Annotated in this window: 24 protein-coding genes; 10 read left to right on the top strand and 14 right to left on the bottom strand. The window is 58.3% G+C overall.

Annotated features, from left to right (window positions below; translation table 11 throughout):
• Positions 1–92 precede the first annotated feature (92 nt).
• Positions 93–803 (top strand): hypothetical protein, encoded by a 711-nt coding sequence (locus AB7245_RS30900; RefSeq protein ID WP_439035281.1) that lies wholly within the window; start codon positions 93–95, stop codon positions 801–803.
• A 301-nt stretch (positions 804–1,104) separates the two neighbouring features.
• Here AB7245_RS30900 and AB7245_RS30895 read toward each other — a convergent pair whose 3' ends face one another.
• Positions 1,105–1,497, bottom strand: coding sequence for a DUF1214 domain-containing protein (locus AB7245_RS30895; protein ID WP_354134197.1), 393 nt, complete (start codon positions 1,495–1,497; stop codon positions 1,105–1,107).
• Positions 1,498–1,563: 66 nt separating this feature from the next.
• Between AB7245_RS30895 and AB7245_RS30890 the strand changes: the two genes are divergently transcribed.
• Positions 1,564–2,067: a hypothetical protein gene (locus tag AB7245_RS30890; RefSeq protein ID WP_439035280.1), complete on the top strand. Its 504-nt coding sequence runs from the start codon at positions 1,564–1,566 to the stop codon at positions 2,065–2,067.
• Positions 2,068–2,535: 468 nt separating this feature from the next.
• Here the strand turns inward: AB7245_RS30890 and AB7245_RS30885 are convergent, their stop codons facing one another.
• Both AB7245_RS30885 and AB7245_RS30880 read right to left on the bottom strand, forming a co-directional pair.
• Complete coding sequence (locus tag AB7245_RS30885) at positions 2,536–3,147, bottom strand: hypothetical protein (protein WP_439035279.1); 612 nt, start codon at positions 3,145–3,147, stop codon at positions 2,536–2,538.
• 247 nt (positions 3,148–3,394) lie between these two features.
• Positions 3,395–3,985: a metallophosphoesterase family protein gene (locus AB7245_RS30880; protein ID WP_439035278.1), complete on the bottom strand. Its 591-nt coding sequence runs from the start codon at positions 3,983–3,985 to the stop codon at positions 3,395–3,397.
• A gap of 81 nt (positions 3,986–4,066) precedes the next feature.
• On the opposite strand from AB7245_RS30880, the gene AB7245_RS30875 reads away from it, so the two are divergent.
• From AB7245_RS30875 to AB7245_RS30865, 3 genes are all read left to right on the top strand, one after another.
• Positions 4,067–4,300, top strand: a complete 234-nt coding sequence (locus tag AB7245_RS30875) for a helix-turn-helix domain-containing protein (RefSeq protein ID WP_038934759.1) — start codon at positions 4,067–4,069, stop codon at positions 4,298–4,300.
• A 264-nt stretch (positions 4,301–4,564) separates the two neighbouring features.
• Positions 4,565–4,867, top strand: a complete 303-nt coding sequence (locus AB7245_RS30870; protein WP_354134192.1) for a hypothetical protein — start codon at positions 4,565–4,567, stop codon at positions 4,865–4,867.
• A gap of 224 nt (positions 4,868–5,091) precedes the next feature.
• Positions 5,092–5,544: a hypothetical protein gene (locus AB7245_RS30865; RefSeq protein ID WP_354134191.1), complete on the top strand. Its 453-nt coding sequence runs from the start codon at positions 5,092–5,094 to the stop codon at positions 5,542–5,544.
• Between the two features lie 470 nt (positions 5,545–6,014).
• Here AB7245_RS30865 and AB7245_RS30860 read toward each other — a convergent pair whose 3' ends face one another.
• Positions 6,015–6,311 (bottom strand): hypothetical protein, encoded by a 297-nt coding sequence (locus AB7245_RS30860; RefSeq protein WP_439035277.1) that lies wholly within the window; start codon positions 6,309–6,311, stop codon positions 6,015–6,017.
• A 385-nt stretch (positions 6,312–6,696) separates the two neighbouring features.
• On the opposite strand from AB7245_RS30860, the gene AB7245_RS30855 reads away from it, so the two are divergent.
• Complete coding sequence (locus AB7245_RS30855; RefSeq protein WP_439035767.1) at positions 6,697–7,788, top strand: nucleotidyl transferase AbiEii/AbiGii toxin family protein; 1,092 nt, start codon at positions 6,697–6,699, stop codon at positions 7,786–7,788.
• Positions 7,789–8,285: 497 nt separating this feature from the next.
• Here the strand turns inward: AB7245_RS30855 and AB7245_RS30850 are convergent, their stop codons facing one another.
• The 3 genes from AB7245_RS30850 to AB7245_RS30840 form a co-directional block, all read right to left on the bottom strand.
• A complete protein-coding gene (locus AB7245_RS30850) occupies positions 8,286–8,510 on the bottom strand; it encodes a hypothetical protein (protein ID WP_354134189.1) in 225 nt (74 codons plus the stop codon).
• Between the two features lie 797 nt (positions 8,511–9,307).
• Positions 9,308–10,450 (bottom strand): acyltransferase family protein, encoded by a 1,143-nt coding sequence (locus AB7245_RS30845; RefSeq protein WP_354134188.1) that lies wholly within the window; start codon positions 10,448–10,450, stop codon positions 9,308–9,310.
• 723 nt (positions 10,451–11,173) lie between these two features.
• On the bottom strand, positions 11,174–11,389 hold the full coding sequence (locus AB7245_RS30840) for a hypothetical protein (RefSeq protein WP_439035267.1): 216 nt from the start codon (positions 11,387–11,389) through the stop codon (positions 11,174–11,176).
• A gap of 340 nt (positions 11,390–11,729) precedes the next feature.
• On the opposite strand from AB7245_RS30840, the gene AB7245_RS30835 reads away from it, so the two are divergent.
• Complete coding sequence (locus AB7245_RS30835) at positions 11,730–11,936, top strand: hypothetical protein (RefSeq protein ID WP_354134187.1); 207 nt, start codon at positions 11,730–11,732, stop codon at positions 11,934–11,936.
• 626 nt (positions 11,937–12,562) lie between these two features.
• Here the strand turns inward: AB7245_RS30835 and AB7245_RS30830 are convergent.
• The 5 genes from AB7245_RS30830 to AB7245_RS30810 all read right to left on the bottom strand — a co-directional run bounded on the left by AB7245_RS30830 (position 12,563) and on the right by AB7245_RS30810 (position 14,531).
• Complete coding sequence (locus AB7245_RS30830) at positions 12,563–12,928, bottom strand: hypothetical protein (protein ID WP_354134186.1); 366 nt, start codon at positions 12,926–12,928, stop codon at positions 12,563–12,565.
• Between the two features lie 96 nt (positions 12,929–13,024).
• Complete coding sequence (locus AB7245_RS30825) at positions 13,025–13,177, bottom strand: hypothetical protein (protein ID WP_439035276.1); 153 nt, start codon at positions 13,175–13,177, stop codon at positions 13,025–13,027.
• A gap of 511 nt (positions 13,178–13,688) precedes the next feature.
• On the bottom strand, positions 13,689–13,985 hold the full coding sequence (locus tag AB7245_RS30820) for a hypothetical protein (protein ID WP_354134185.1): 297 nt from the start codon (positions 13,983–13,985) through the stop codon (positions 13,689–13,691).
• Complete coding sequence (locus AB7245_RS30815) at positions 13,982–14,170, bottom strand: hypothetical protein (RefSeq protein ID WP_354134184.1); 189 nt, start codon at positions 14,168–14,170, stop codon at positions 13,982–13,984. Before AB7245_RS30815 ends, AB7245_RS30820 begins: the two co-directional genes overlap by 4 nt.
• Positions 14,171–14,258: 88 nt before the next feature.
• Positions 14,259–14,531 (bottom strand): hypothetical protein, encoded by a 273-nt coding sequence (locus tag AB7245_RS30810; RefSeq protein ID WP_063983276.1) that lies wholly within the window; start codon positions 14,529–14,531, stop codon positions 14,259–14,261.
• Between the two features lie 270 nt (positions 14,532–14,801).
• Here AB7245_RS30810 and AB7245_RS30805 point away from each other — a divergent pair, with 270 nt between their 5' ends.
• Together AB7245_RS30805 and AB7245_RS30800 are read left to right on the top strand one after the other, a co-directional pair.
• Positions 14,802–16,166, top strand: a complete 1,365-nt coding sequence (locus tag AB7245_RS30805) for an MBOAT family O-acyltransferase (protein WP_354134183.1) — start codon at positions 14,802–14,804, stop codon at positions 16,164–16,166.
• A 310-nt stretch (positions 16,167–16,476) separates the two neighbouring features.
• Positions 16,477–17,046: a hypothetical protein gene (locus tag AB7245_RS30800; protein ID WP_439035275.1), complete on the top strand. Its 570-nt coding sequence runs from the start codon at positions 16,477–16,479 to the stop codon at positions 17,044–17,046.
• 249 nt (positions 17,047–17,295) lie between these two features.
• On the opposite strand, the gene AB7245_RS30795 is transcribed toward AB7245_RS30800, so the two are convergent.
• Together AB7245_RS30795 and AB7245_RS30790 are read right to left on the bottom strand one after the other, a co-directional pair.
• Positions 17,296–19,158, bottom strand: a complete 1,863-nt coding sequence (locus tag AB7245_RS30795) for an acyltransferase family protein (RefSeq protein WP_439035274.1) — start codon at positions 19,156–19,158, stop codon at positions 17,296–17,298.
• A gap of 136 nt (positions 19,159–19,294) precedes the next feature.
• Positions 19,295–19,846 (bottom strand): site-specific integrase, encoded by a 552-nt coding sequence (locus AB7245_RS30790; RefSeq protein WP_439035273.1) that lies wholly within the window; start codon positions 19,844–19,846, stop codon positions 19,295–19,297.
• Positions 19,847–21,050: 1,204 nt separating this feature from the next.
• On the opposite strand from AB7245_RS30790, the gene AB7245_RS30785 reads away from it, so the two are divergent.
• Positions 21,051–21,347 carry a hypothetical protein gene (locus AB7245_RS30785; RefSeq protein ID WP_439035272.1) on the top strand — a complete coding sequence of 99 codons (297 nt, stop codon included), beginning with the start codon at positions 21,051–21,053 and terminating at the stop codon, positions 21,345–21,347.
• Positions 21,348–21,532 lie beyond the last annotated feature (185 nt).

The following is a 21,532-nucleotide window of genomic DNA, read 5'->3' as shown; positions in this document are numbered from 1 at the left end:
CACTCCACGAAATGTCACCCCGCTGGGCGTCTTCTCGCTTTGACCCTGCTGGACGTCGTGCTCCGATACGGCGGTAGACGGAGGGAGATCCCATGAAGAACGAACTCAAACGCATCGATGCAAGGCTGGCGCGTATCAGCGAGGAGCGCGCAGAGCTTGATCGCGACACCGCGGCCGCGAAGGGCGAACGTGAGGCGGTGGTGCTTGCCGGGTTGAAGGAAGCGGGGGTGTGCGAGCTGCCTCCTGCGGAGCTGGAGGCGCTGATCCGGGGCATCCGCGCCGCCGGACAGGTCCAGACCAAGGCTTCCATCGACGAGGCTGGCACCAAGCAGGATTGCGTGAAGGTGAAGGTCCGTCTTAGCCGTAACGCAAGCGAGCAAAAGCAAGGCGCTTTGCGCGCGGCGGGGGTCAACTGGAATGGTAAGCAGGGGCGGTATGTCGGTCGCGTCAGTAAAGCCACGCTGGCGAAGCTCATCGAGCAGTTTGATGACCGGGTCGAGGTCGAGGCCGCCGAAGAACCGCCGCCGGATGGAGGATTGCCGTCCACCGCCTTGCCGAGCGTCGAAGCGCCGTCGGTGGCAGCCGAACCGGCTGGCGAGCCGGCGCCGGAGGCTGCTCTTGAAGCTGACCAGGCGCCGCCGGCGGTGGACCCGTCCACCGCCGCCCCGGCCGCCGAAGAACCGCCGGTGGCCGCCGCTGAGCCCTCGCCGGCGTCTGAGCTGGTTGCTCCACGCGAGGGCCTCCAGCAGCCTCCGCAGGCGCCCTGGCCCCGCCTGCCGCCGTTGCGCCGCCCGAGCACCTAGAGCGGTTCACGGAATTATTGAATCGGTGCGGCGACGGGCATAAAACGCCCCCACAAAAACGCCCTCCACTTTCGCAGGACACAAAAAACCCCACCGGCGACGGCGGGGTTTTCCTTTGGGTGATGCGGTTGAACTTGATCGAGAGGAGGCTATCCCTCGAGCTTGTGGGTCCCTTCCAGCCATCCCGGGAGCAATTCCTCGACCACCCCGGACACGCTCGTCTTTTCGCGGGCGGCGGGCTCTCGCGCGGATCGAACAATGAGCCCCTTGTATAGCGGGCGCAGGGGCTGCGCCTGCTCGGTCAGTTGACCCGTTTCACCGCAGGCAGCCGGTACGAACCGTCGAGGATCGGCGTCTGCGGTCCGTAGAGCCGCAGCGTCAGATTGAAGGCACCCTCCGGAGCGGGAAGCCAGTTCGAGGTGTCGGCCGGCTTGTCCTTCTGGATCGCGACCGTGAGCGAGCCGTCGGCGTTTTTCTTGAGCCCGTCGGTGGTGCTGCCGATGCTGTAGCGGCCGAACTCGTTCTCGACGAACAACATGTCGCTTCCGTACATCGACATGTTCCAGAAGGTCGCGACCGGCGGCAGTTTGCCGGCATCGAAGTGCAGCACGTAGCACCGGGCGCCGGTCAGTTGCTCGCCTTTGTCGTCGACCGTCGTGTTCGGGTACCCGCCGGCAGCGTGCTGTCGGTTCAAGGGCCCCGGAGGGGAAACCTGAAGCAGCCTTTGCTTTGTCTGTTGGGCCTCGCCCCCTGAGAGCCTATGCGGATCATTATTTATGTTGACGGTTTCAACCTTTATTACCGGATGCTTGAAAAGCGTCCCGATCCGAAATGGCTGAACATCAAGCGGCTCTGCGTCCAGTTTCTCAAACCGGAAAATATCATCATTAGTGTTCGCTCTACACCGCGCCGCGTTGATCCGCTCGCTCCAGCCCGGCAGCAGGTCTATTTCGACGCGCTCGCTACCATTCCTGAAATTTCTCTGCACATGGGGAGTTTTCTGAGTGCAAAGAAATTCTCAGGCCTGGTCCACCCGCCAGCGCTCCGTCCGCCGCTCGCCAATCAACTTCCGCAGCCACGGCCAGCCGTCGTCAAGGTTCACAAGACCGAGGAAAAAGGCGGCGACGCAAATCTCGCCTCGCATCTTCTTCTCGGGGCATTTCGAAACGATTACGATGTTGCGGCTGTGCTCTTAAATGACACTGACCTTGTCGAACCTAGCATGTTGCTTCTCAAGATTTTAGCGAGTTGTTGCGATCCTTAAGTAATTCGCAACACGCCTTCTCCAAGAGGGCCCAGACCCTCTGTCTGCGGTGGTGCGCAACCACCATGCACTCGGCCTTACGCGCTGGGTCGCCAGTCAAAGGGTTTGCGGTCTCCGTAATCTCGACATGGTAGTCCGAGCAGTCAGCGAGGTCGCTTACGTTGGATATCTGCATCGAAGCGATGGCGCGGCTCTCCAACTCAATGCCTCCAGGCACCAATTCGATTGTTATCCTCAGCATTTGTTCCGCCTTCTTTGTTTGATGCGGGAAGCTCGGCCCGATGCCGATTGAACGTTGCCCAACCGGAAGCCTGAGCAGTGATCGAAAATTACGACTTTGGAGCGCCCATCGGCATCCGACGAATTGTTGAACCGCAGCAACTCATAGGAGGAGTTGCGCGAATTGCAGGAGAACTTAAACGCCAATAATGGAAGTGAGGTTTGCAGCTTCGCGTACATGGAAGGCTGTCATTCCAGCCCTAACGACGCAGGAGACACATCGGTAAAGCTGTTGGTTTTCGGATCGTATCGTCTGCAAGACAGAATTTGAATCTTGCCGTTGATCTCGCCTCGACGGATGTAAATGTTCTCGAGGCCAGGCTTCATTGGCGCTCGTTCACCCTTAGCGTGAAGGTCGCAAGCGGTTGCAAGGTAACTTCCGCGGCGGTAGAGCCGACCCTCCTCACTGCAGATTTCACACGTGCATGCTGAACACGCACATGCGAGCTCAATCAGCTTATCCACGTTAGCAGTGGTGGATTGCGAAAGTAGCCCATTCCAAGAAACCCGTAGGAGGCCTTGCTCCTCCTTGATCTGCATCAGCTTAATCGTATTGCCTTTACCTTCTTCGTCGAGAAGGTATTGGAGCTGTGTACAGAGCCGATCGAGAATGCCGAGCCATCCTATTCCGCAGTCGGGAAGACCTTCAGCCAACTCCGGATGAGATTCTGGTGGTTGGAAGAGCTTGTAGTGCACCCAGACAAGTTCAGCTCTCCAATCTTCGGGCACGGGGCACGAAGGCATGCCTTCCTCTTCGAGGTCCAGATTATCATGAGAAAAGACTCGCTCGTCTTCTGCCATCTTCAAATGTCTATGATGAGTTCAGGGTCGAAGTGGCCGCCTTCGACGGGATTGCAGATTACGCGGGTTCGACCGCATTCTACGTGGTAGGGAGCATGAACATGACCGCAGACCCAAAGTTCAGGCCGGACATGATCGGGTAATGTTGGTAGGATGTTTGATGTGTAGAAGGCGGGTGCCCACCAAGGAAGCCGAGCACCTCGATATGCATCGACGCAGGCAGCGAGAGGAGGGTGGTGTGTAATTACTACGGTTGGGCCTTCGTGGATAGAGACGAGTTCGTCAACGAGAATAGCCCTTTCCCGCGCATGCTCGGCTGCGGCATCATATGGGGTCCATCTGCCTCTTTCGGTTGTGATCGCGCCATACTCACGGGGACCGGTCTTTGGATGAACCGCGATAGCGCGCGCGCGGGCTGCCCACTCGATTTCATTGTCAGGCCCCACATCCAGCGGCTGGCTTGAGCCCAATCCCCCCAAAGCGTCAGCCCGATAAAGCGCGTATCGTCAATTTCGTATGTAGGACTGTCGGCGCTTAGAACGGTGACAACCTTTCGACGAGCCTCGGCGTTTTGTCGATCTGCCTCATTACGCATTAATTTGATGACGTCAGCGATGGTGTGTCCACCGGTCTCATGAGTCCAAAACTCATGATTACCAGGAACAATTAGCGCGGGCTTTCCACGCGCGATTTGCGTGACACACTGAACAGCTTTTTGGGGTTCGCCTTCCCAAATGTCACCGGCGCAGACCAGCACGTCGAATGACTCACTCAGGTACGGTAGTTCGTTTAACGCCCGGCGTTCCAAGTGCAGATCCGAAATAGCGAGTACTCTCATAAGATCGGATCCAGCCGGAATCGCACGATGTGAATACTATAGTCTGTAGTCCTTTAGTGTTCAAGCGCGAACTATCGCGGGGTGACAAACCCCAACATAGCCTTTGGAAAACTGGTCGCTAGTCTACGGCAATCCGCCCAACTCTCTCAGGAGGAGCTTGCGGACCGGGCGGCTATTCATCGAACCTACGTGAGCCAGCTTGAACGTGGCTTAAAATCGCCCACGCTTGTCACACTATTCAGGTTGTCGAAGGCGCTTGGCACAACTCCAAGCAAGCTGGTGCGGCAATTGGAGACCGATCTCGGCGGAATATAGTTCGAGGTCTCTTGGCTGAATGGCGTTTTCCGGAACATAGGTGGCAAATATCATTCGTGCACGGCCGCTCACCTCGCTTCAACTGGTTATCGAGGATGTCCGGTGGTTTGCGGGCGCGCCGGATACCTTACTAGTCGATGCTAGACCACCGCGCGCCGCTGTGCTTGCCGTTACCGGATTCAGTCGACGGGCACGCTTTGATAACGCTCGACCAGAGCCTCGCGGACCTCCGAATAGTTCAAGGTCGTTTCGGCCACGTGCAGCATGGTCGGAAAGGCGAAGGCTCGTGCACGCGCGAAGGAGTGGCGCAGCAAGAACGATGGTCAGGGCCGGCCGGAAACCGTTGACGTGGCGATGGCGATGCTGCGCAGCTTCCTGCGCCAGTTTGCGATCGACGAGACGTTCGCCACGGCGATGAACAAGCAGGAGCAGAACCTGATCGCCGGCATGCTGCTTGACCTGCTCGAGCAGGGCTACAGCCAGGACCAGATCGTGCTGGTCTGCAAGCGCTATCGCCAACGCGTCGACGCCGACGACGCCATCCAGGAGGTCGTGAACGACGAATAGGCTGAAAGCCGCGAGGAGAACGCGAGGATTTCTCTGCGCCGCCACCTAAGGCCGCGGCCGCCTGGGAATACTGACCACCTGTTCCATCGAGCTATGCATAAGCCCAATCAATCGGGCGTTCCTCGGGCTGTCCGGAAGCCGCCGGCGGTCATCCGGATAAGCGCCCCCTAGGAAGGCGCGTTTGAACGCGATGCAATCAGAAAGCCAACTGCCAGCGTGAGATTGTGCCCGCCACGGCGCCGGTCGGCGGCCTGGCGGACGAGTTCGACGCATACCTGATCTCCACCGGATCGCGTTTCGCGACCTTTTCTCGCGAACTGTGCGCCTTCGTCGTCTCCGAGGAAGGCAAGGTCCGGTACAGCGCCCGCTCTGCCCAGCTTTGCGAAGCGAAGGGGTGGATCAGGCCAGGTTCGCCGTTGCCGACAGATGGCTACAGCGCCCGTGTTCGCGCCGGTGAAAGGCCGTCGGGAGCCGAAGACGCCAATTCGGATTCATTCCTCGAGGAGTTGGCGCGGGATGGAGAGCTCTTCGAAAATGCGCTGCACTTGGGACAGTCGGACCAAACTTTGACGCTGCTGTGGTTCGACGACGATCAGCTGTCGGCGCCGGCTCCGGCGCGAAAGCAGTGGGACGAGGACACCTACAGACTGCCCAAGCTCGACGGAGTGCTTCCGTGACTTGATTCAGGTTGCCAATATTGGAATGGCGCGATCGCAACGGTGAGACACCGGTAGAACACATTGCGATCGCGATTTTTCGAATTGTCTGAATTGGTTACGAGGCGTCGACTGACGCCGCTGGAAGAGCTGCTTTTCGCTATCTAACCCACGTCGCGAAGCGCTTCTGGAAGCCCGTTCACCGGCATGCGCTTCGGTTAGCCCTTCGCTCGTCTGTGATGCCTTGCGCTTACTGCCGGGAGCCGGGCTTGCTTCTATCGGATTTCTGGCCTCGGCTCGGTTTCTAATTGCATACGCGTACGTAATTACGCGTCCACTCCAGAAAATGTGCTCCCCCATTACATGGCACAAAAAGAATCGATGATCTGGTGACCCTTTTGTCAACGGAGCGTGGCTACATCCCTGCCAGCACGCAAAGAAAAGCCCGCGGCCAGAAGGCAGCGGGCGACGTTGCGCTCGAAGTAGCCTAATCAAACGGGCGATCTCGGAAATGCATCGGAAAGCCGGCGCCTCGCCGTCGTCCAACTCGAACCAAACCGTATGCCGCCCTTGGGCTCGAAGCGCAGGCGGTCTTGCCTGCCGACAGCTAGGTCGGCCTGCAGGGCGCTGAAGTCGGTCCGCTCGTTGACGGCCACGACGATCTCGCCGTCGACGATCGCGCTGCCGAGTCCGGCCGAGGCGTAGGCCGCCGCGATGCCGGTGAAACGCTTGGTCCAATTCAGGCTCTTCCGGGTGAAGATCTCGGTGCCGGCGTCCGAGACGTGCAATTGGCTGCGGTAGCCGTCGAACTTGATCTCGTGGATCCAGCGGCCACCAGCCGGCGGCTTCGGCTTCAGCGTCGCGAGTTGAGGGGCGATGAACCAGGCATCGGCCCGAGGGGAACTACTCCCTCGACGGCCGTCAGGTCCGGGATCCTGCTACGCTAACGCCGCCCATTGTGAGAGAGATAGGGGCTCAAGTCCCTGAAATCGAATCATTTCTTGCGACTTGCAGGTCTGTTCCCGATTATCGGGTGTAGATCGAGAAGAGCCATGCTGCACACCAACAAGCCCGTTATGCCGGTCATCAACGGCATCCTGGAACTCCGCGAGGGCTACCGCCGTCCGCTCGGCGGGCGCGAACAGCGCGTCGTCGACGCTGGCCGCGCGCTCTATGGTGAGCGGTGGATGCGCCGTCTCCCGCCTCGTGAATGCCTCCCGTTCGATGGAGGTGTCTCACCAGGCTGCTGCTACGCGCTACGTGTTCGAGCGCGTCCTGGTGCGCCTCGGTGAGTGCGAAGTCTGGAACAAGCGCCTCGTGCTGAAGGGCGCGATGGCTCTGATCGGTGTGACGCAGGATCACCAGCGTACCACCACCGACATCGACGTCTGGGCGATCGACAAGCTCACGCGCGAGGAGGCGATCGAGGCGTTCAAGGCGATCGCCTCCGTTACGCCCTCCGATGCCGATCCAATGACGTTCAACCTCGACACGCTCAAGGTGGAATCGATCAACACCAAGGCTGACGAGCCGGGTCACCAGATCACCTGTGAGGCCCGCATCGGTAATATGCGCCTGAAGTTCAAGTTGGAGATCAGCCACGGCCACGTCTGCACGCCGAAGCCGGTCATGATGACCTATCCGACCGTCCTCGACGGCCACGCGCCGGCGAAGATCATGGCTTACAACGCCGAGACGATGCTCGCGGAGAAGGTGCACGCCATTGTCTCGCTCGGCACGCACACCAGCCTCTACAAGGACTTCTACGATGTCGCTCTCATCATGAAGAAGTGCGATCTCGACGGCCATGATACCGAGCAGGCTTTCAAGCGCACGTTCGGCAACCGCCTGACGGATATCCCGGACCTGGACAGCGAAAAGCTCCCCGTCTTTCATCCGGAGTTTTTCGCTGAGGGCGAGCGCAACTGGCGTGAATGGGCTGATAAGAAGTTCGCCGGACAGCGCGGCTACGTGAAGCAGAGCTACGCTGATCTGGTAGCTGTAATCGAGCCCTTCATTTCGTATTGCTGCTCGATGACCCGCGACGAGGCCATGACGATGGACTGGAAGGCCCAGGCCTGGAGCGTGCCGCTGGTCGACAAGGAGATTCTGGACTGGCAGGCGGACATCGCGTGGACTATCGCGACTGAGCGCCGAATGGCATCTGGCGAGTACGTCAGTCAGCGTGAGTTGATTGAGCGCGCGCGGTCCGCGGCCACCAGCGTGACGGAAGAGGAGGCGCCTGGGCCCGCCTTCGGCATGTAGCCTAGTGGGCCAGCGTCTCCGATCACGCGGCGCAGCTCAGCGGCGAGCGTAACCACGACGGCGCGCTTCTCATCCAGCATATATCGTACTTGTCATAGATCGCAGTGACGTCGCCGTTGATGTGATCGAGCATCGCCTTGACGTCCGGCCGTGGTGCGCCAGCGCGCCTGGCGAGCGCTGCAGCGGTGCGGCGCAGGTCGTGCTCGGTGAAGTGATCCAGCTTCAGGAACTCGCGAATCCCGATCCGGTCCTCGCGACGGCCGTCTCGCCGTTTCTCGTTCTTCTTGCTGTTCAGTCTGCCAGGGTTGAATGCGAATTAAGAACTGAGGACAAGTGCGCTCCCGACAATTGCGCAGCCTCTGGCGTATGCTTCCGGTTTTGCATGATTAGGAGGTTGAGCAAGCAAGTCCGCGACCGGTCGGCGTCGACCGTCGCAAAGACCTTGATGTGGTCGACGTCGCCGACCTATTTGGCGATGTTTACGTATGCGAAGACGGTCATTGATCCCTCTTGAGCTTGCGCCGGCCCCAATGCGGCCCTTTTCCCTTCGGGTTGAACTCTGGAACGTGGTGCCGGTTCAATGCCCGTATGATGCCGATCCGGGCGAACATCGTCGGGCCGCCGCGCTCAAGTGCCAGCAACAAGGCTTCCATCGCCGCTCGCCACTCCGTCGTGTTGTGCTCCTTCTTCGGCAGCACTGTGCGCCCGGCAGCGGCCAGCATTCGGGTTGTCTACTGCGGCTGACAAGAGCGACCTAGATCTGTAGGCTGGTCTTCTACATCCAGCTTACCGGTTCTGACGATGAGGGTATTGGCGGTCGTCGCCTTGCTACTACTGCCAACCAATCCGCTCCGCGCCGGCGCCACCATCGTGGGTGCCGGCTCGCAGTCGTGCTCGGCTTGGACGAACAGAACCAAGAATGCGGTAGTAAAGGGCGCTTTCGAATCCTGGGTTGTAGGCTTCATCAGTGGCCTGAATGTTAGCGGCGATAGAGAAATTGTTGGAGGCGGTGACTTTACAGCGATAATTGCTTGGATGGACCAGCGCTGTCGATCTCGTCCGACCGACCAAGTTGGAATCGCAGCCCTAGATCTCGCGATGGAATTAGCTGGCAACGCGGCGAAGCGCTGACCCGCCGGTTCACGTTGATGGGCCTGCGCTAATCATTCGTGAGTTGACCCCGTGCCGGACGCCTAGAAATATTAATCCGGCTATGGATCCCATGTTACTAATTACAGGCGTTGTCGCCGTTCTGGTTGTCGGCGTCACGTTCGCGGTGGTCATCTATTTCGATGCTAGAGCTGAACGCAGGCGCCACCGGTAGTCTGCGCAATAGACCAAGACCCCCGCACGCCCATCCCGCGCATGATTGGCTCGCGCGTCCGTCTAAGCTCGAACAGGCTCCGAGCCGCGGCCGGTATCCCTGGTCGCAATCTACAGTCCAAATAAACTCCCGGCCGGCTCACAAGGTCGGCGGGTTTTTCTTTTGACCTTGGGAAATTTACGGGTGGGCGCCGGTTCACGCTGGCGGGCCAGTCCGCGTCGGGGCAAAAACGGTTCCATCGCTGCTGGTGATTCTAGCGGGCTGCCGCGGCTCGGCGAAGCTTGCCGCGCGTGCACCGATCCATCTGGCTGCAACGATTGCCAGGTTGTTTGCCGGAAGGAACAGGACAGCGGCAAGCAGCGAGAGGATCACAACTGCAATGTCGATGACCAGACCAGCCATGATGCTGCCGTTCGCACGCCTCAGCAGGGGCTCCCCCACGAGCCAGATTACAGGGCCATGGATGAGGTAGAGCGGGTAGCAGATATCACCGAGAAGTCTCGATGTCTTCGATCCTAGCAAGGTGCGCGCGGAGTCAAGGCAAACGCATCCCACGACCAATGCCAGAACGCCGAGCTCCCATCCGATCCAGGAGCGTAAGGGAACGCTCAGGAATCCGGCCAAGATCAAAAGCCATCCTACGGGACGAGGAATGGTATTGAGCCAGCCCCTGAGATGAAGGTCCGCAAGGACGCAGCCGGCGGGAAAAAGCGCCAACATCCGCCAATAGTCGTCCAACACCAAGCTTAAGATGACGGCGATCGCGCTGAACCAAAAGATCCGTGCAGGGGCACGCCGCAAGGCGATGACACCCGCCAGCGCAATGAACGAGCCGAATAGCTCGTACCGCATTGTCCAGAGCGGACCGACATAAGTGTCGCGATAGTCGAAGAAGACACCGTACCAGGAAAAGTAGAACAAGTGCTGCCAGGTCGGAGCAAAAGCCAAACCCTGCTGGAATTTCGGGTGCCTGATCTCACCTGGTGATATTGCTCCCGCAATCATTGCGAGATGGACCACTAAGCAGGCCAGGAAGATCGGGATCGTCAGGCGGAAGTAGCGGCCGGCTACAATTCTTACCCACGACTTCAGATCGCCTCGATCGAGATAATCGACCGAGAGCGAAAATCCAGACACGACGAAAAATATGAAGATTGCCATGATCCCGCTGAAGGGCAGGAACAACTGAAGCAACGCCGCGGCCCTGTCGTCAAACGGGATTGCATCGCAAAAGACGTGATAGAGCAGCACAAAAATAGCTGCCCATCCGCGTAAGCCATCGAGAAACTTAAGCCGTGGCAAATCGTCGTCCCCCCCTGAAGGTGCCTGATTTACCATGCACGAGCCGGGCGAGAAAATCGGCTCACACTGGAGGCGCGGATCTTGCGCGAGCTGCCTGTCGGGGGGTGGGGAAGTGAAGCTCCGGCTCTCGTTGGCGGCCCACCATCCCCGCCCTTTCCCTGGCCTGGTGGATTTATTCTTCCACTCCGTGCACGCTAGCGTGCATTTAGTTCCCGGTAAGCGCTTAGTAATAATAAGGAATTTTTGCTAGAGATCTGAGCTGGGTGTTGCGGCTTGGCTACATCAACCTGCGGGCGAACGGAATAGCATCGATCTCGCAGGGGAGCGTCATTGCCTTTTTTGGGGATGGTATGGTGAACGTATCTCTCAGATCTTGGTGCGTGTCGTTCGCTTGGATTGCGATTCTGGCGTTCGTTGCGTACGAGATCGCAAAACTTCCCTGGTAACGCTTCAAGCAAGGCAGGCGCTCAACCCAACGGCCTTTTCTTTGTGCTCAGCGTAGCCACCAGCACCGCTGCCAATAAAGCCCAGCCGACGATATCGATAGCACTCATAGAACCGTACCCTCAAGATTATCAGGGTAGTGCCTTGGCTCCGAGAAAGGTTCAAAATCTTCGTGTCGTCGCTGGCGCGTGCGGTCGCTAGTTCGTGACTGGAATCAGAGCTTTTTTGCTTGATGACGCGCCTCCCCGGGGAATGTCGCGCCTCTTAGGGCGATGTATGCAAGTCCCAATCGTAGGAGCTCCGAATGCGCGCGAGCTACTGCCCGTCGTGGGTGTGGAAAAGCAGCCGAAGTCGCAGGCGTGCCCGTCGGTTGGTCGCAAGGTCATCCGCGATTGTTGTGCCGAGCGTGTTGATCGCCATTTTTTTTCGATTGGTCGTAGCGGGCGCTTCTGCCCCGAGCCGCTCGAGATACGCATTCATTAGCTGATCGACGAGGGAATGGCGGACCCGGGGCAGGTCAGTCCGAGCCATGATTTGAGCAGCGTCACCGTTCCGAACGGCCGAACGAGACCTGGCACGGAAACGAAAGCTGACTCGATATAGACTACGAGGCGCACTAGGACGGTCGCGACACGTCTGAGCCTCAGAAGCCGGCGATGTTGCTCATGCGTCGCGCCTACCACCGGCCAGGTTTTCATTGTTGGTAGTCGGTGGACATTCGGACATATTGCGCAGCCCGATGCATCTTTTGCGACTGAGGCAGCCGGTCCTTGTGTACAACAAGCGCGTTTGCCATGGTGCTCCTCCCGCGCGGCAACGGTCTTACCGCGCTCTTGTTCAAGCCCCAGAGCAATATTTAAGAACCAAGACCGTGGTCAGCGCCACGGAAGTCACAGGCGCAGGTGGACTGTCGATGCTTTTTTCCAGTCTCACGTTCTTGGTCGGTTTCTGTTTTTCTTCTTACTTGTCATTGGGGGCTCTGGCCACCAATCTGATAGTTGATCACCGCGAGAACGCCGTCGACGAAAGCCTGACATTCAGCGTGGGTCTTGAACGCGCCTCTATATTTCCCGAATAAGAAAACGATCCGCCCTCGGCCCTTTCCAAACAAGTACTGTCCGATCTGCCTTCCGTCCTCATCTCTAAGTTCAACACTGTCGAGGCTTTGGACTGATTTGAGATCTGTCTCCGGAAGCTTGATCTGCACAAGTGGTCTCCGCGATCCATTCTTCATAACGGGCAGCTTCGGAGGGCAGGCTAGATGCTGAGGGCAAACCGCCATCATCCATTTTTCCGCTTCCCATGCTGCGCCAAATCTTACCCGCATCTCCGAAAGAACAGAACGAGGTGCGCGCCGTTCTAATCTGCCGTCGTATTGAGCTGTGGTGGGCTGCAAAGCTGCACTGCTTTGCATGCCGCATAGGCAATTGGGTGCATGGGGAAGATCATTATTGCAAGCGCAACAGAGATCAGAATCAGGAACAGAGCGTCCCCAATTGAAAACTTCATCGAAATTACCTCAGCCCCAAAAGATAAGATCCCACCACCACAACCCCTGATCGAGCAACGCGTGTGTGCACGGGCGCGCCAAGGCGCCGCGCAAATACGCCGCTGGGCTCGAAATACTATGTCCCGGCGGCACCTTTGGCGCTGAGCCCTCTAAATCCTCAGCCAGAGCCGTTTCCATCTCGTGCCGCTGGACAACTAGGGTTTTACGGTGGCAGTTCGCTCCACCGCAGCCCTCAACGCGTCCAAATCGGCCCGAATTGCTCTTGTTTCCCTGACGTTGGCCGGGGTTTCTTCGGTAGCTTTTTCTACCTTGATCATGCGATCGTTCAATCCGGACAGTCCCCTGTAGATGAGGTCCAGATACATCGTTTCGTTCTTCTTGGTCTCAACTAATTCCTTGGCCAAGAAGTCAAATCGTTCGGTTGATGGTTGCTGGATCCGCGTAAAATATTCTTGCTCGGTCCGCCATATCGCGAGCCTCTGCCATTCGAGGAGGCCCATGAAGACGAGGTTGACCGCAAGCAGCGTCACCAAAATTACGCGCCAGTTCTCTTTGAGCATACGAATCCCCCTCCCGAGGCGAGAAGTCTTATCACCAAGGACCTGCTGACGGACTCGCAGACGGTTGATTGCCCACAACATCAAAGGCCCGCCGGTTTACTGTGAAAGTGCGGGCGAAGCATTGAGGCGCGCCATCAGGTCGATGACCATCCAATCGATGATACTGAGCTGGAGCAGAACATCGGCGCCGATGATCTCGAGCACGACGAGAGCGACCTGGAGCCCTCGCTGGGGTCGTGTGAAAACCATCCGACGAGCCCTTGGCACACTCCCGGCGCTCTAATCCGCAATTGGATCGGCAGCCGGGAGCAGTTGGGGCTGGAATCGATATGTGCCATGTCGGCCCTCCAAGTGACAATACGTAGAAAACCGGATTCCGGTAGTTGTCCGGACTCCATTTTCGGAACGGGGTGTTCTACTGAAGGAACACCGGCGCGATTTGAGCACCAAGTTTTTTCGTTATTCCGGGAATGCCGCAGTGGGGGCTGGAACCACGCTGCGGCTTTTCCCATTGTGCGGTAGTGGCCTGTTTCCGAGCGCCGTGGCCTGATTTGATCTAGCTCAACGGTCGGCGCCTGCCGTTTCGGGCCATGGGCGTCATGACGAAGCCCGATGAACAGAGTGAGGTGAAGGATCATCCTAGGCCCTCTCGCCTGGAAGAGGCACGCCGGGTTATCGAGGAGTACGCCGCCGGCCTCCGGGAGATCATTAGGAAGTTGCGCCAGCGGTTGCACTAGGATGCAGGACACCTGCGGCTTCTTTACTGATCCCTCTTCAGCTTCCGCCGCCCCCAATGCGGTTCTTTGCCCTTCGGGTTAAGCTCAGGGACGTAGTGGCGGTTCAATGCCCGCATGATGCCGACGCGGGCAAACATGGTCGAGCCGCCACCTTCCGCCACCAGGATCAGCGCTTGCATCGCGGCTTGCCATTCCGGTGCGGCGTGCTCTTTCTTAGGCAGTGCCGCGATGTACTCGCCGGCGTCGAGTAGTGTCACCAGTACGCGATCACCGATCCTGATCGGATCCTCGAAACGCCGACCCCAGCCTCGTTCGGTCATTCCTTCCGCTTCCGCTCAGGCACCACGGCAGCGATGGCGCGTTCAACCTCGTCGGCCAGGGTCAGATGCTCGGCCAGCTTGGTGAACAGGTCTCGCTTCTTGGGTTCAGTTGCCAGATCACGGATCAAGGCGCACTCGGCAGCATCCGTGCGGAGCTTTTCCAACTGGGCCTGCATGTCTTTCATTGCGATCGGTTCCGTCAAAAGCGGACAGAACCGATTCCCGGTTTTTCCCACATTACCGCCAAGGTAACCTCCAAACGGCCCCGGCAACTTAGTCTTTTGCTGGGGCCGCTTTTGCGCTGGTGTCGATCAGCCGGACGTAGGTCCCGCTCTCGTGCAGCTCGAGCCAGCCCTTCTCAACTGCATGCTTGATGCCAGCGCCGAACTCCAACCCGGTGGCCTTGAGCGTGTAGAGAAACGGAGCGTTGAGCTTTTCGATGTGAATGCGACCGTCCTGGACGGCTTCAATGGTCTTCGCGAGCTCGACCAGTTTGCGGGCGGCGGCTTCCGGAGCGGCAAAGGCACGTTCGGCGGCGAGTTTCATGCAGATCGACTACCTGATTCTTCGTCCCAAGGCCGAGCTGCTTCACCCGCACTTGTGGTTTTGGGCGTGCAGCGCGGTTCGATCGCCAGTCATCTCACCGCCATTGCGGTGGATCAAACTATTGAAAATAAAGGGATATTCTTCTCTATTCGCCATTAGTCCCCAAATTGGTCCCCAACCAAGATCAGGAAATCCGCTTCGAGCCTGCTCATTCTCACGTGTCCGCCTGCACTATCCGATTGCAGGGCGCTCTGTTAGACGACGACTCCGATGACCTTCACGTCCTGGCAGTTCGGTGTCTTTGTCGTTCTCGTGCTCGCGATCTACTACCTGCCGCTGGCGGCGCGGTGGCAGGTCCAACTTCTCGTCATGTCCAGCCTGTTCTTCTACGGGTACGGACAGTCGGAACTGCTACTGCTTCTAGCAGCCGCTGTGCTCGGAACCTACGCATTCCTCATCTTGGCAATCGCAAACAGGGCGGTGTGGCTGCCGCTCGGGATTGTCTTCAACCTCCTGCTTTTGGCCTTCTTCAAATACAAGTTCCTATTCATTGACGCGTCCCATCCGGCTGTTTCCGGCATCGGATGGCTGGATTTCCTAGTCAAGCTGCCGCTGCCAATCGGTATCTCGTTCTTCGTGTTCCACAACATCAGCTTGCTCGTCGATCTGAGCCGTAGGCTCGACCGGGCACCGCCGCTGCGAGATGTTTTCCTCTACATCATCTTCTTTCCTCAGTTGGTGTCGGGCCCAATTACACAGGCCAACAACTTCATGCCGCAGATTCAGCCGAAGGTCTGGGCCACTGTGCCCCTGGTCGAGGCCGTGCAGTGGATCGTGATCGGGTATTTCTTCAAGCTGTATGTGGCAAACAACCTGAACACGCTGACGGCGTTCATGGACTTCCCAAACTTCCAGCTGCTTGGTCGAACAGACAAGTGGATTATGGTCGGGCTGTACAGCGCGCAAATCTATGCAGATTTCTTCGGTTATTCCTCGATCGCTTTGGGGCTCGGGCTGCTATTCGGCTATCGTTTGCCGCTCAACTTCGATCGGCCCTATATATCGCGGTCATTCTCCGAGTTCTGGACTCGGTGGCACATTTCGCTGTCAAGCTGGCTTCGGACCTACCTTTACATACCGCTCGGCGGGAACAGATGCGGCCCTATCAAAACCTACGCCAACTTGATCGTGGTGATGGGCCTAGGCGGGCTTTGGCACGGCGCGGGCCTTAGCTATCTCACCTGGGGGCTGATGCACGGCCTATTGCTAGCCGTGGAGCGCCCGTTTCTGCCGCTAGTCAAAGCTCAGCACCGCATTCTCACGGCCGCTCGTATCGTGGTCGTGCTGTTTTGCGTGTCAATGCTTTGGATCTTCTTCAAGCTGCCTAACTTCGAGCATGCTGCGAGCTATATCGCCGGCCTGTTCTATAAAAACGCCCATCCGGGACAGGGGCATATAGTGCGTAGCCTCGCGTTGCTTTACGCCGCACCGGTAATCATTCAGCATGTCATACCTGTGCACACGCTTTTGAAGCGGATAGGGTACCGTTTCGAACCCGTGCTCTATGGCGGAATGGCTGCGATGGCCTTTCTCGAAAGTGGACCTGATAGTGCATTCATCTATTTCCAGTTCTGACTCAGCCCGCCGCACATATCGCTGGATGATGTCGGCTGGCGCTACGGCCGCAGCTATGATTGCCTTTTCGGTGGTCTTAGCTCCGGCAGCAAAGAGCGTGCCTCCCCTGCCTCCGACTACCGTGGCTGACGAGGCGGACCGGATCATCACCCGATACCGTTCCTCTCCCACGCCAGACGTCCTTCTCGTCGGAAGCTCTCTCACCTTCCGACTACTTGAAGGCTATTTTAGTCCTCTGAGGGTCAGCAACTTGGCACTTCCTGGCGATTCTCCGCTCACAGGGCTTGAGATTGTCAGACGGAGCGCGGCTGTGCCGCGGCTAGTGCTGGTCGAATCGAACTTGCTCAGCCGCCCACTAAACAAACCACTGCTGGAGCGATACTCGCAGCCACGCGACCAATTCTTCTTCAGACCGATTCAGACGGCGGTGGCGTACGTCGTGAGCGCGAGTTCGGCAGCTCAAACTTATATTGATTACTCCAAGCTGCTAGACTTGGCGCCTCAGGGCTACAACAACGCTGCGGCCATCGATGAGGCTGCGAAGGTGTTCAGCAACAGTGATCTAGATACCGTTATTCGGGAAGATGCAAAGGAACTGCCCGATCTGGTTTCGGCTCTCGAGGAAAGAGGCTCGAAAGTTTTCCTCTTTGAAATGCCATTGCCTGAAAAGATCGCCGCGTCTCACTGGGCAGAGGTTACACGGTCGGCAGCCCATGATGCTGTTCGGCAGGATCATTGGCTTCAGCTGCGATATCCGACCGAGGAACTGCGGTTCACGGATCACGCTCACCTAGACGAGCGTTCGGCCTTCATCGTAGCTCAATCGATTAAGCGGGCCATCGAACAGCCTCCATCCGAAAAAGCCAGCGGGGTCGAATAAGGACATGCGGCACGTTCCCGTTCGCGCTTTTAAATGTATGGCCGAGAACGGCGCGCCCCTGCAATAACCGTCGAACTCGCAAGCCGCCGACTAGGGCGTGTACTCATAAACGTCCGCTCTCCAACGCGGAGCGGAAGGCCCTGGCGGCCGCTCGGTACTCTGCCTTGGTCATGGCCAAGATTACGAGCGAGTCGGGCAGGGAGCCAGCCGCTGGATTTCGCAGGGCTGAAGCGGACCGAGCCCAAGCGGTCAATAGGCTAGCGCTCGTGGACCCCAAAGCACCTTATCGATCACCGTCGCCATTAGAAGAATAGACGCGCCGTCAGTGAGATGCACTGCATCGCTCGAGGTGAGATCGGCCGCCGTTGGTCCAAGCCGCGTCAGGCATCCCCGAGGATCGCAAAGAGCATCCCAAGCCGAAACGAATTCCGCCCCAAGCGGCTCTAGCTTTGCACGCATGGCCGCATCCTGCCAATTTGTGGAAAGACCTTCCCTCGTCCTGTCCGGTAGAAGTTCCTGGTGCTGCAAATAGTGCATTATCGCTTCTTGGGGGAGGCCGCGGCGCCACACGGGTACTAGACCAAGCACCACGACACGAGCGTGAGTGCGCCGTTTAATGGCTAGCACCAGATCGGCGATGCCATCGAAGTTTATGCCCCAGTAGGCATGGAGCAGCACTACCTCCGGATCTAGCTTCGCTGCGATTTCGAGCACCCGCGCATTGTGCTCGCGGCAGTTCAGGGCTGCGTCCAAAGCAGGCATGCAAGAACTGGCGGTGAATTGCGCAATGCCAAATTCGCGCGTTTCTTGGGCTTGGCGCAGTCCAGGCAGAAGCGCACCGGCCGTCGAATCGCCCCATAGGAAAACCATGGGGCGCTTGCCGTGATCGACGCACGTTTCGGCGTAATCTGTTTTTTGACTTAGATCGAGAAGGCATTCGCCGACTCGCCAGCCAGAGCCATCCTTGCGGATGGAAGCGATCGCTCGGACCTGCGGAGGCAACCGCGTGTCAAAGCCATCCGATCGAACCACAATTATACCGGCGGCCGCGATTGCCATCATCCCCGCGACTAGGCCGCCAGTCTTGAGCGGTTGGCTGCGGCCGAACCGGATTGGAGATTCAATGAACCGATAGGTCACCCATGCCAGCAGCACGCTGAGGCTGATGATTAGGCCACGCTCGATTTCGGTCAGTGAGGCGGTTTTGATCATCGCGAAGTAGACAAGCAGCGGCCAGTGCCAGAGGTAGTGCGGATAACTGATCAAACCACCCCACACCATCGGTCGGCTGGCAAGAATGACTCGGCAACCCCACGCGCCGGGAGACGAAAGCACAAGCAGCGTTCCGATAACGGGCAGCGCAGCCCGCCACCCAGGAAATGGAGTGGCGCTATCGAATAGAGCCACCGTGCAGCCGATCAACAGTGCGCCTGCCAGTGCTCGAATGTCCTGCCATCGCCCTTCCGAGGCCTCGCGACAGCCCAAAGCAAGCGTTGCGCCCGCGAAAAGCTCAAAGGCTCGGGTGAGCGGCAGATAGAAAGCCGCAATGGGGTGATTGCCGATCACCGCCAAATTTAGCGCGAATGAAGCCAAACCGAGGAACAGCGATGCCCGGAACAGGCTCAGGCCTTTGCGGGCAAATACAATTAAAACCAATGGCCAGAAAAGATAAAACTGCTCTTCGATGCCGAGCGACCATAAATGCAGAAGCGGCTTCTTCGCCGATTCCACGTCGAAGTAGCCGGACTGCATCATGAGCGCGATATTGGCAGAGAACGCCGCGCTCGCCGCCGTGTCGATGCCAAGTTGCCGATAGGCGTCTGGAAGCATCAACCTGTAGCCGAGGACCAGTGCGGCGGCTAGCACAACCAGAAGCGCCGGGAAGATCCGGCGAGCTCGCCTTGCGTAGAAGTCAGCCAGATCGAAGCGGCCCGCGCCAACGTCCCGAGCAATAATGCCCGTGATCAAGTAGCCGGAGATGACGAAAAAGATGTCAACGCCAATGAACCCGCCCGGGAAGGTGGACGGATAGGCGTGGAACAAGACGACCAGCGAAACCGCGATGGCGCGGAGCCCGTCAATGTGCGGTCTATAGATAGCTTGATTGCCCATGGCCCAGCGCCCCCAGAAACATTGGGCAATAAAGCGTAACGAGCGCACAAGAGCAATCATTGCGCGAGCCGCTATTCCAGGGTCGGAAATCGACTAACTGGCAGGTGCTGTTCGGGAGTTTCAGTCATAGAGATCCCTACAGCAGGCCAGCGCCAGCATGATCCTTAAAATGCTCAGCTTCTTGAACGTCGCCGCTCATGGTCTCAATCGACTTGTGCCGACTCACATCACGCATCCGGAACTTCCCGGCAGCAGCAGCGGATGTGGGGAAGCCGCGGCGCAGCGAGTGCCCGGAGAATTGCTTTTCATCCAGGCCAGCAACGCCCGCATAGGTTTTGACGATGTTGGCGACCGATCGATCCGTGAGCCTATCGGTGCTCACCGTGCCGGCTTTGTTGACCGGTCGGAACGCCGGCCCGGTCTCGATGCCAGCCGCATCGAGCCATTCCCGCAGAGCAGCGACGGGGCAGGCCGTGGAAGATCCTCGAGCAATGGCTATCGTCACGCCCTGGGCCTCCTGGTTGGTCTTCGACTTGGCGATGAAGGCCCGCAGCCCTTCGGCCGTCTCCTCCAGATGTTCCACGTCAAGCGCAACAAGCTCGGAACGACGGAAGGCGCCCCCAAAGCCCAGCAGGAGCAGGGCGCGGTCGCGCTTCCCGGTCAAGGTCACTGGGCACGCTTCCGCCATAGCCTTGATGCGAGAGGTGACGGCGGGGGCTTTCTACCCACTGCTGGATGACGCCTAGCACAGCTTGATTGTTTGATTTCTTTTCAAATGGCTGGCGGTCCACAGCGATCAATCGCAGGACGGCAATATTTTGTGCCCGTGTCTGACGTGGTTCGGCTTTCAATGGCTGACTTGCTCCCGCAGGCCTTACTAATTCCTACTATCGGCCGGCGCGCGCACTGCGCAGAAATTACGCCAGAGGCGCAATTGTCGCGCGCGGGGACCTTGTCATTTCTTGTCATGTGGAGGTTCACATTTGCTCACATGCGCCTTGCTATTTCTAGCCATCCCCGGAGCGGTCGACGCAGCCTGTCTAATCGCTTCTATTTTAGAAGCGTCGATGACCAACCGCTCAGTTCCTCGCGCGCGCGTATTGGTCTCGAAACTACGCCATCGGCGGACTGAGAGCGCTCCTTCACTTTTAGGGCATTACATAATTCGAGAGGATCGCCAGGATTGCCATTTTCAAAATGAGCAAGGCTCCTGACATCTCCTGACACAAAGGCCCCGTTGCTCTGAACGGCAGACCTTTGATTTCCTTTACAAAGAGATTTTACCCAACCCATCCGAGCACGCGAAGATGCTTTCATTTGCCTTAGTCCTGCTCTGATCAGCTCTAGTTGGAGGAGACGGCAAACATGCGCGAAAGATTTCCACCCTGGGTTTAAATTCAAACCGCCAGTGGCGTAGCGGTAACTAGGGCGTCTACTCATAAACGTCAGCTTCCGAGGGTTAAGCGGAAATCGCTCCGCTTGGTCAGCATCGACCGCTTTTGGACCCAAAGCGGAACTCTGCGATAGAGGTCCACCGCTCGCAGCTCTCCATCGGAAGGAGGTAACGTTGCACTTCATCTCAAGTAATTGACATTGGAGCGTACGCAGTTCCGAGTGAAGCTGGATCACGTTTCCGATCGGCCCACGCGCTTGATCTAGATCAAGAAGTACGTCGCCATTGTGCAGCATGCGTGAGACAACGTCGCAGAACTGGCCCAGTGCAGTTGTTTCGAGGGCACAGGAGCTACCGCTGCTGGCATATCACTGGAAGGTCGGAGCGGCGTTGCTCTTTGTCGCAGACTATTGTGTCTCGAGGGGGCAATCCCTGGACAGTGCCGGCTGATCGACCAGCATCACGCATTCACTCCGATCGCAAATGGCCGGAGCGAAGTGTGCTCGACGCCCGGTCGCCGACAATCGTTTCCGCCGCACCCGCGGTCAAGATCCCCGATGTCGCGATGTCGTCAGGCGTCACCGAACCGCCCGTCAACCGGATCGATAACCCGACAGTCGCGAATGCACTCGCAATGCTGCCGCGTCCGGATGCACGCCCGCTCGAATCTATCGATCGCAAGCGACAACACAAGACATCAAACGTCGCCGCCCGGCCGAGACGGCACGTCAAGCCGCAGATGCTTCTAGTGGCACGGCAAGGGCAGTTCGGCTGGTTCGGCTTCAGAACCTGGTGATCGGCGTCCGGGCAAGATCCAAACGCCGAGTCTCGCGGCCCCTATTCATACTTCGCACAGACACCTCCCTGCCAACGGAGACACCTGCGCACAGCACGCCGGGTTTGGCGGATCGTCGTCCTTGCGACGCAGACGCTGTTGATCCGCGTCCTGCTCACTCCTCCTTCCGACAAGGGGCAACACTC

The sequence above is a fragment of the Bradyrhizobium sp. 604_D8_N2_3 genome (assembly GCF_051810765.1).
In the GTDB taxonomy this organism is placed as follows: Bacteria; Pseudomonadota; Alphaproteobacteria; order Rhizobiales; family Xanthobacteraceae; genus Bradyrhizobium; species Bradyrhizobium barranii.
The sequence above is the reverse complement of the archived record's forward strand: the minus strand, read 5'-3'. Positions and strand labels throughout refer to the sequence as shown.

Bases quoted from the DNA above. Each gene is read 5' to 3' on its own strand.
- AB7245_RS30900 (WP_439035281.1), top strand. From the start codon at position 93: ATGAAGAACGAACTCAAACGCATCGATGCAAGGCTGGCGCGTATCAGC.
- AB7245_RS30890 (WP_439035280.1), top strand. From the start codon at position 1,564: ATGCGGATCATTATTTATGTTGACGGTTTCAACCTTTATTACCGGATG.
- AB7245_RS30885 (WP_439035279.1), bottom strand. From the start codon at position 3,147: ATGGCAGAAGACGAGCGAGTCTTTTCTCATGATAATCTGGACCTCGAA.
- AB7245_RS30880 (WP_439035278.1), bottom strand. From the start codon at position 3,985: ATGAGAGTACTCGCTATTTCGGATCTGCACTTGGAACGCCGGGCGTTA.
- AB7245_RS30870 (WP_354134192.1), top strand. From the start codon at position 4,565: ATGGTCGGAAAGGCGAAGGCTCGTGCACGCGCGAAGGAGTGGCGCAGC.
- AB7245_RS30855 (WP_439035767.1), top strand. From the start codon at position 6,697: ATGGTGAGCGGTGGATGCGCCGTCTCCCGCCTCGTGAATGCCTCCCGT.
- AB7245_RS30850 (WP_354134189.1), bottom strand. From the start codon at position 8,510: ATGCTGGCCGCTGCCGGGCGCACAGTGCTGCCGAAGAAGGAGCACAAC.
- AB7245_RS30845 (WP_354134188.1), bottom strand. From the start codon at position 10,450: ATGGTAAATCAGGCACCTTCAGGGGGGGACGACGATTTGCCACGGCTT.
- AB7245_RS30840 (WP_439035267.1), bottom strand. From the start codon at position 11,389: ATGGCTCGGACTGACCTGCCCCGGGTCCGCCATTCCCTCGTCGATCAG.
- AB7245_RS30830 (WP_354134186.1), bottom strand. From the start codon at position 12,928: ATGCTCAAAGAGAACTGGCGCGTAATTTTGGTGACGCTGCTTGCGGTC.
- AB7245_RS30825 (WP_439035276.1), bottom strand. From the start codon at position 13,177: ATGGTTTTCACACGACCCCAGCGAGGGCTCCAGGTCGCTCTCGTCGTG.
- AB7245_RS30820 (WP_354134185.1), bottom strand. From the start codon at position 13,985: ATGACCGAACGAGGCTGGGGTCGGCGTTTCGAGGATCCGATCAGGATC.
- AB7245_RS30815 (WP_354134184.1), bottom strand. From the start codon at position 14,170: ATGAAAGACATGCAGGCCCAGTTGGAAAAGCTCCGCACGGATGCTGCC.
- AB7245_RS30810 (WP_063983276.1), bottom strand. From the start codon at position 14,531: ATGAAACTCGCCGCCGAACGTGCCTTTGCCGCTCCGGAAGCCGCCGCC.
- AB7245_RS30805 (WP_354134183.1), top strand. From the start codon at position 14,802: ATGACCTTCACGTCCTGGCAGTTCGGTGTCTTTGTCGTTCTCGTGCTC.
- AB7245_RS30795 (WP_439035274.1), bottom strand. From the start codon at position 19,158: ATGGGCAATCAAGCTATCTATAGACCGCACATTGACGGGCTCCGCGCC.
- AB7245_RS30790 (WP_439035273.1), bottom strand. From the start codon at position 19,846: ATGGCGGAAGCGTGCCCAGTGACCTTGACCGGGAAGCGCGACCGCGCC.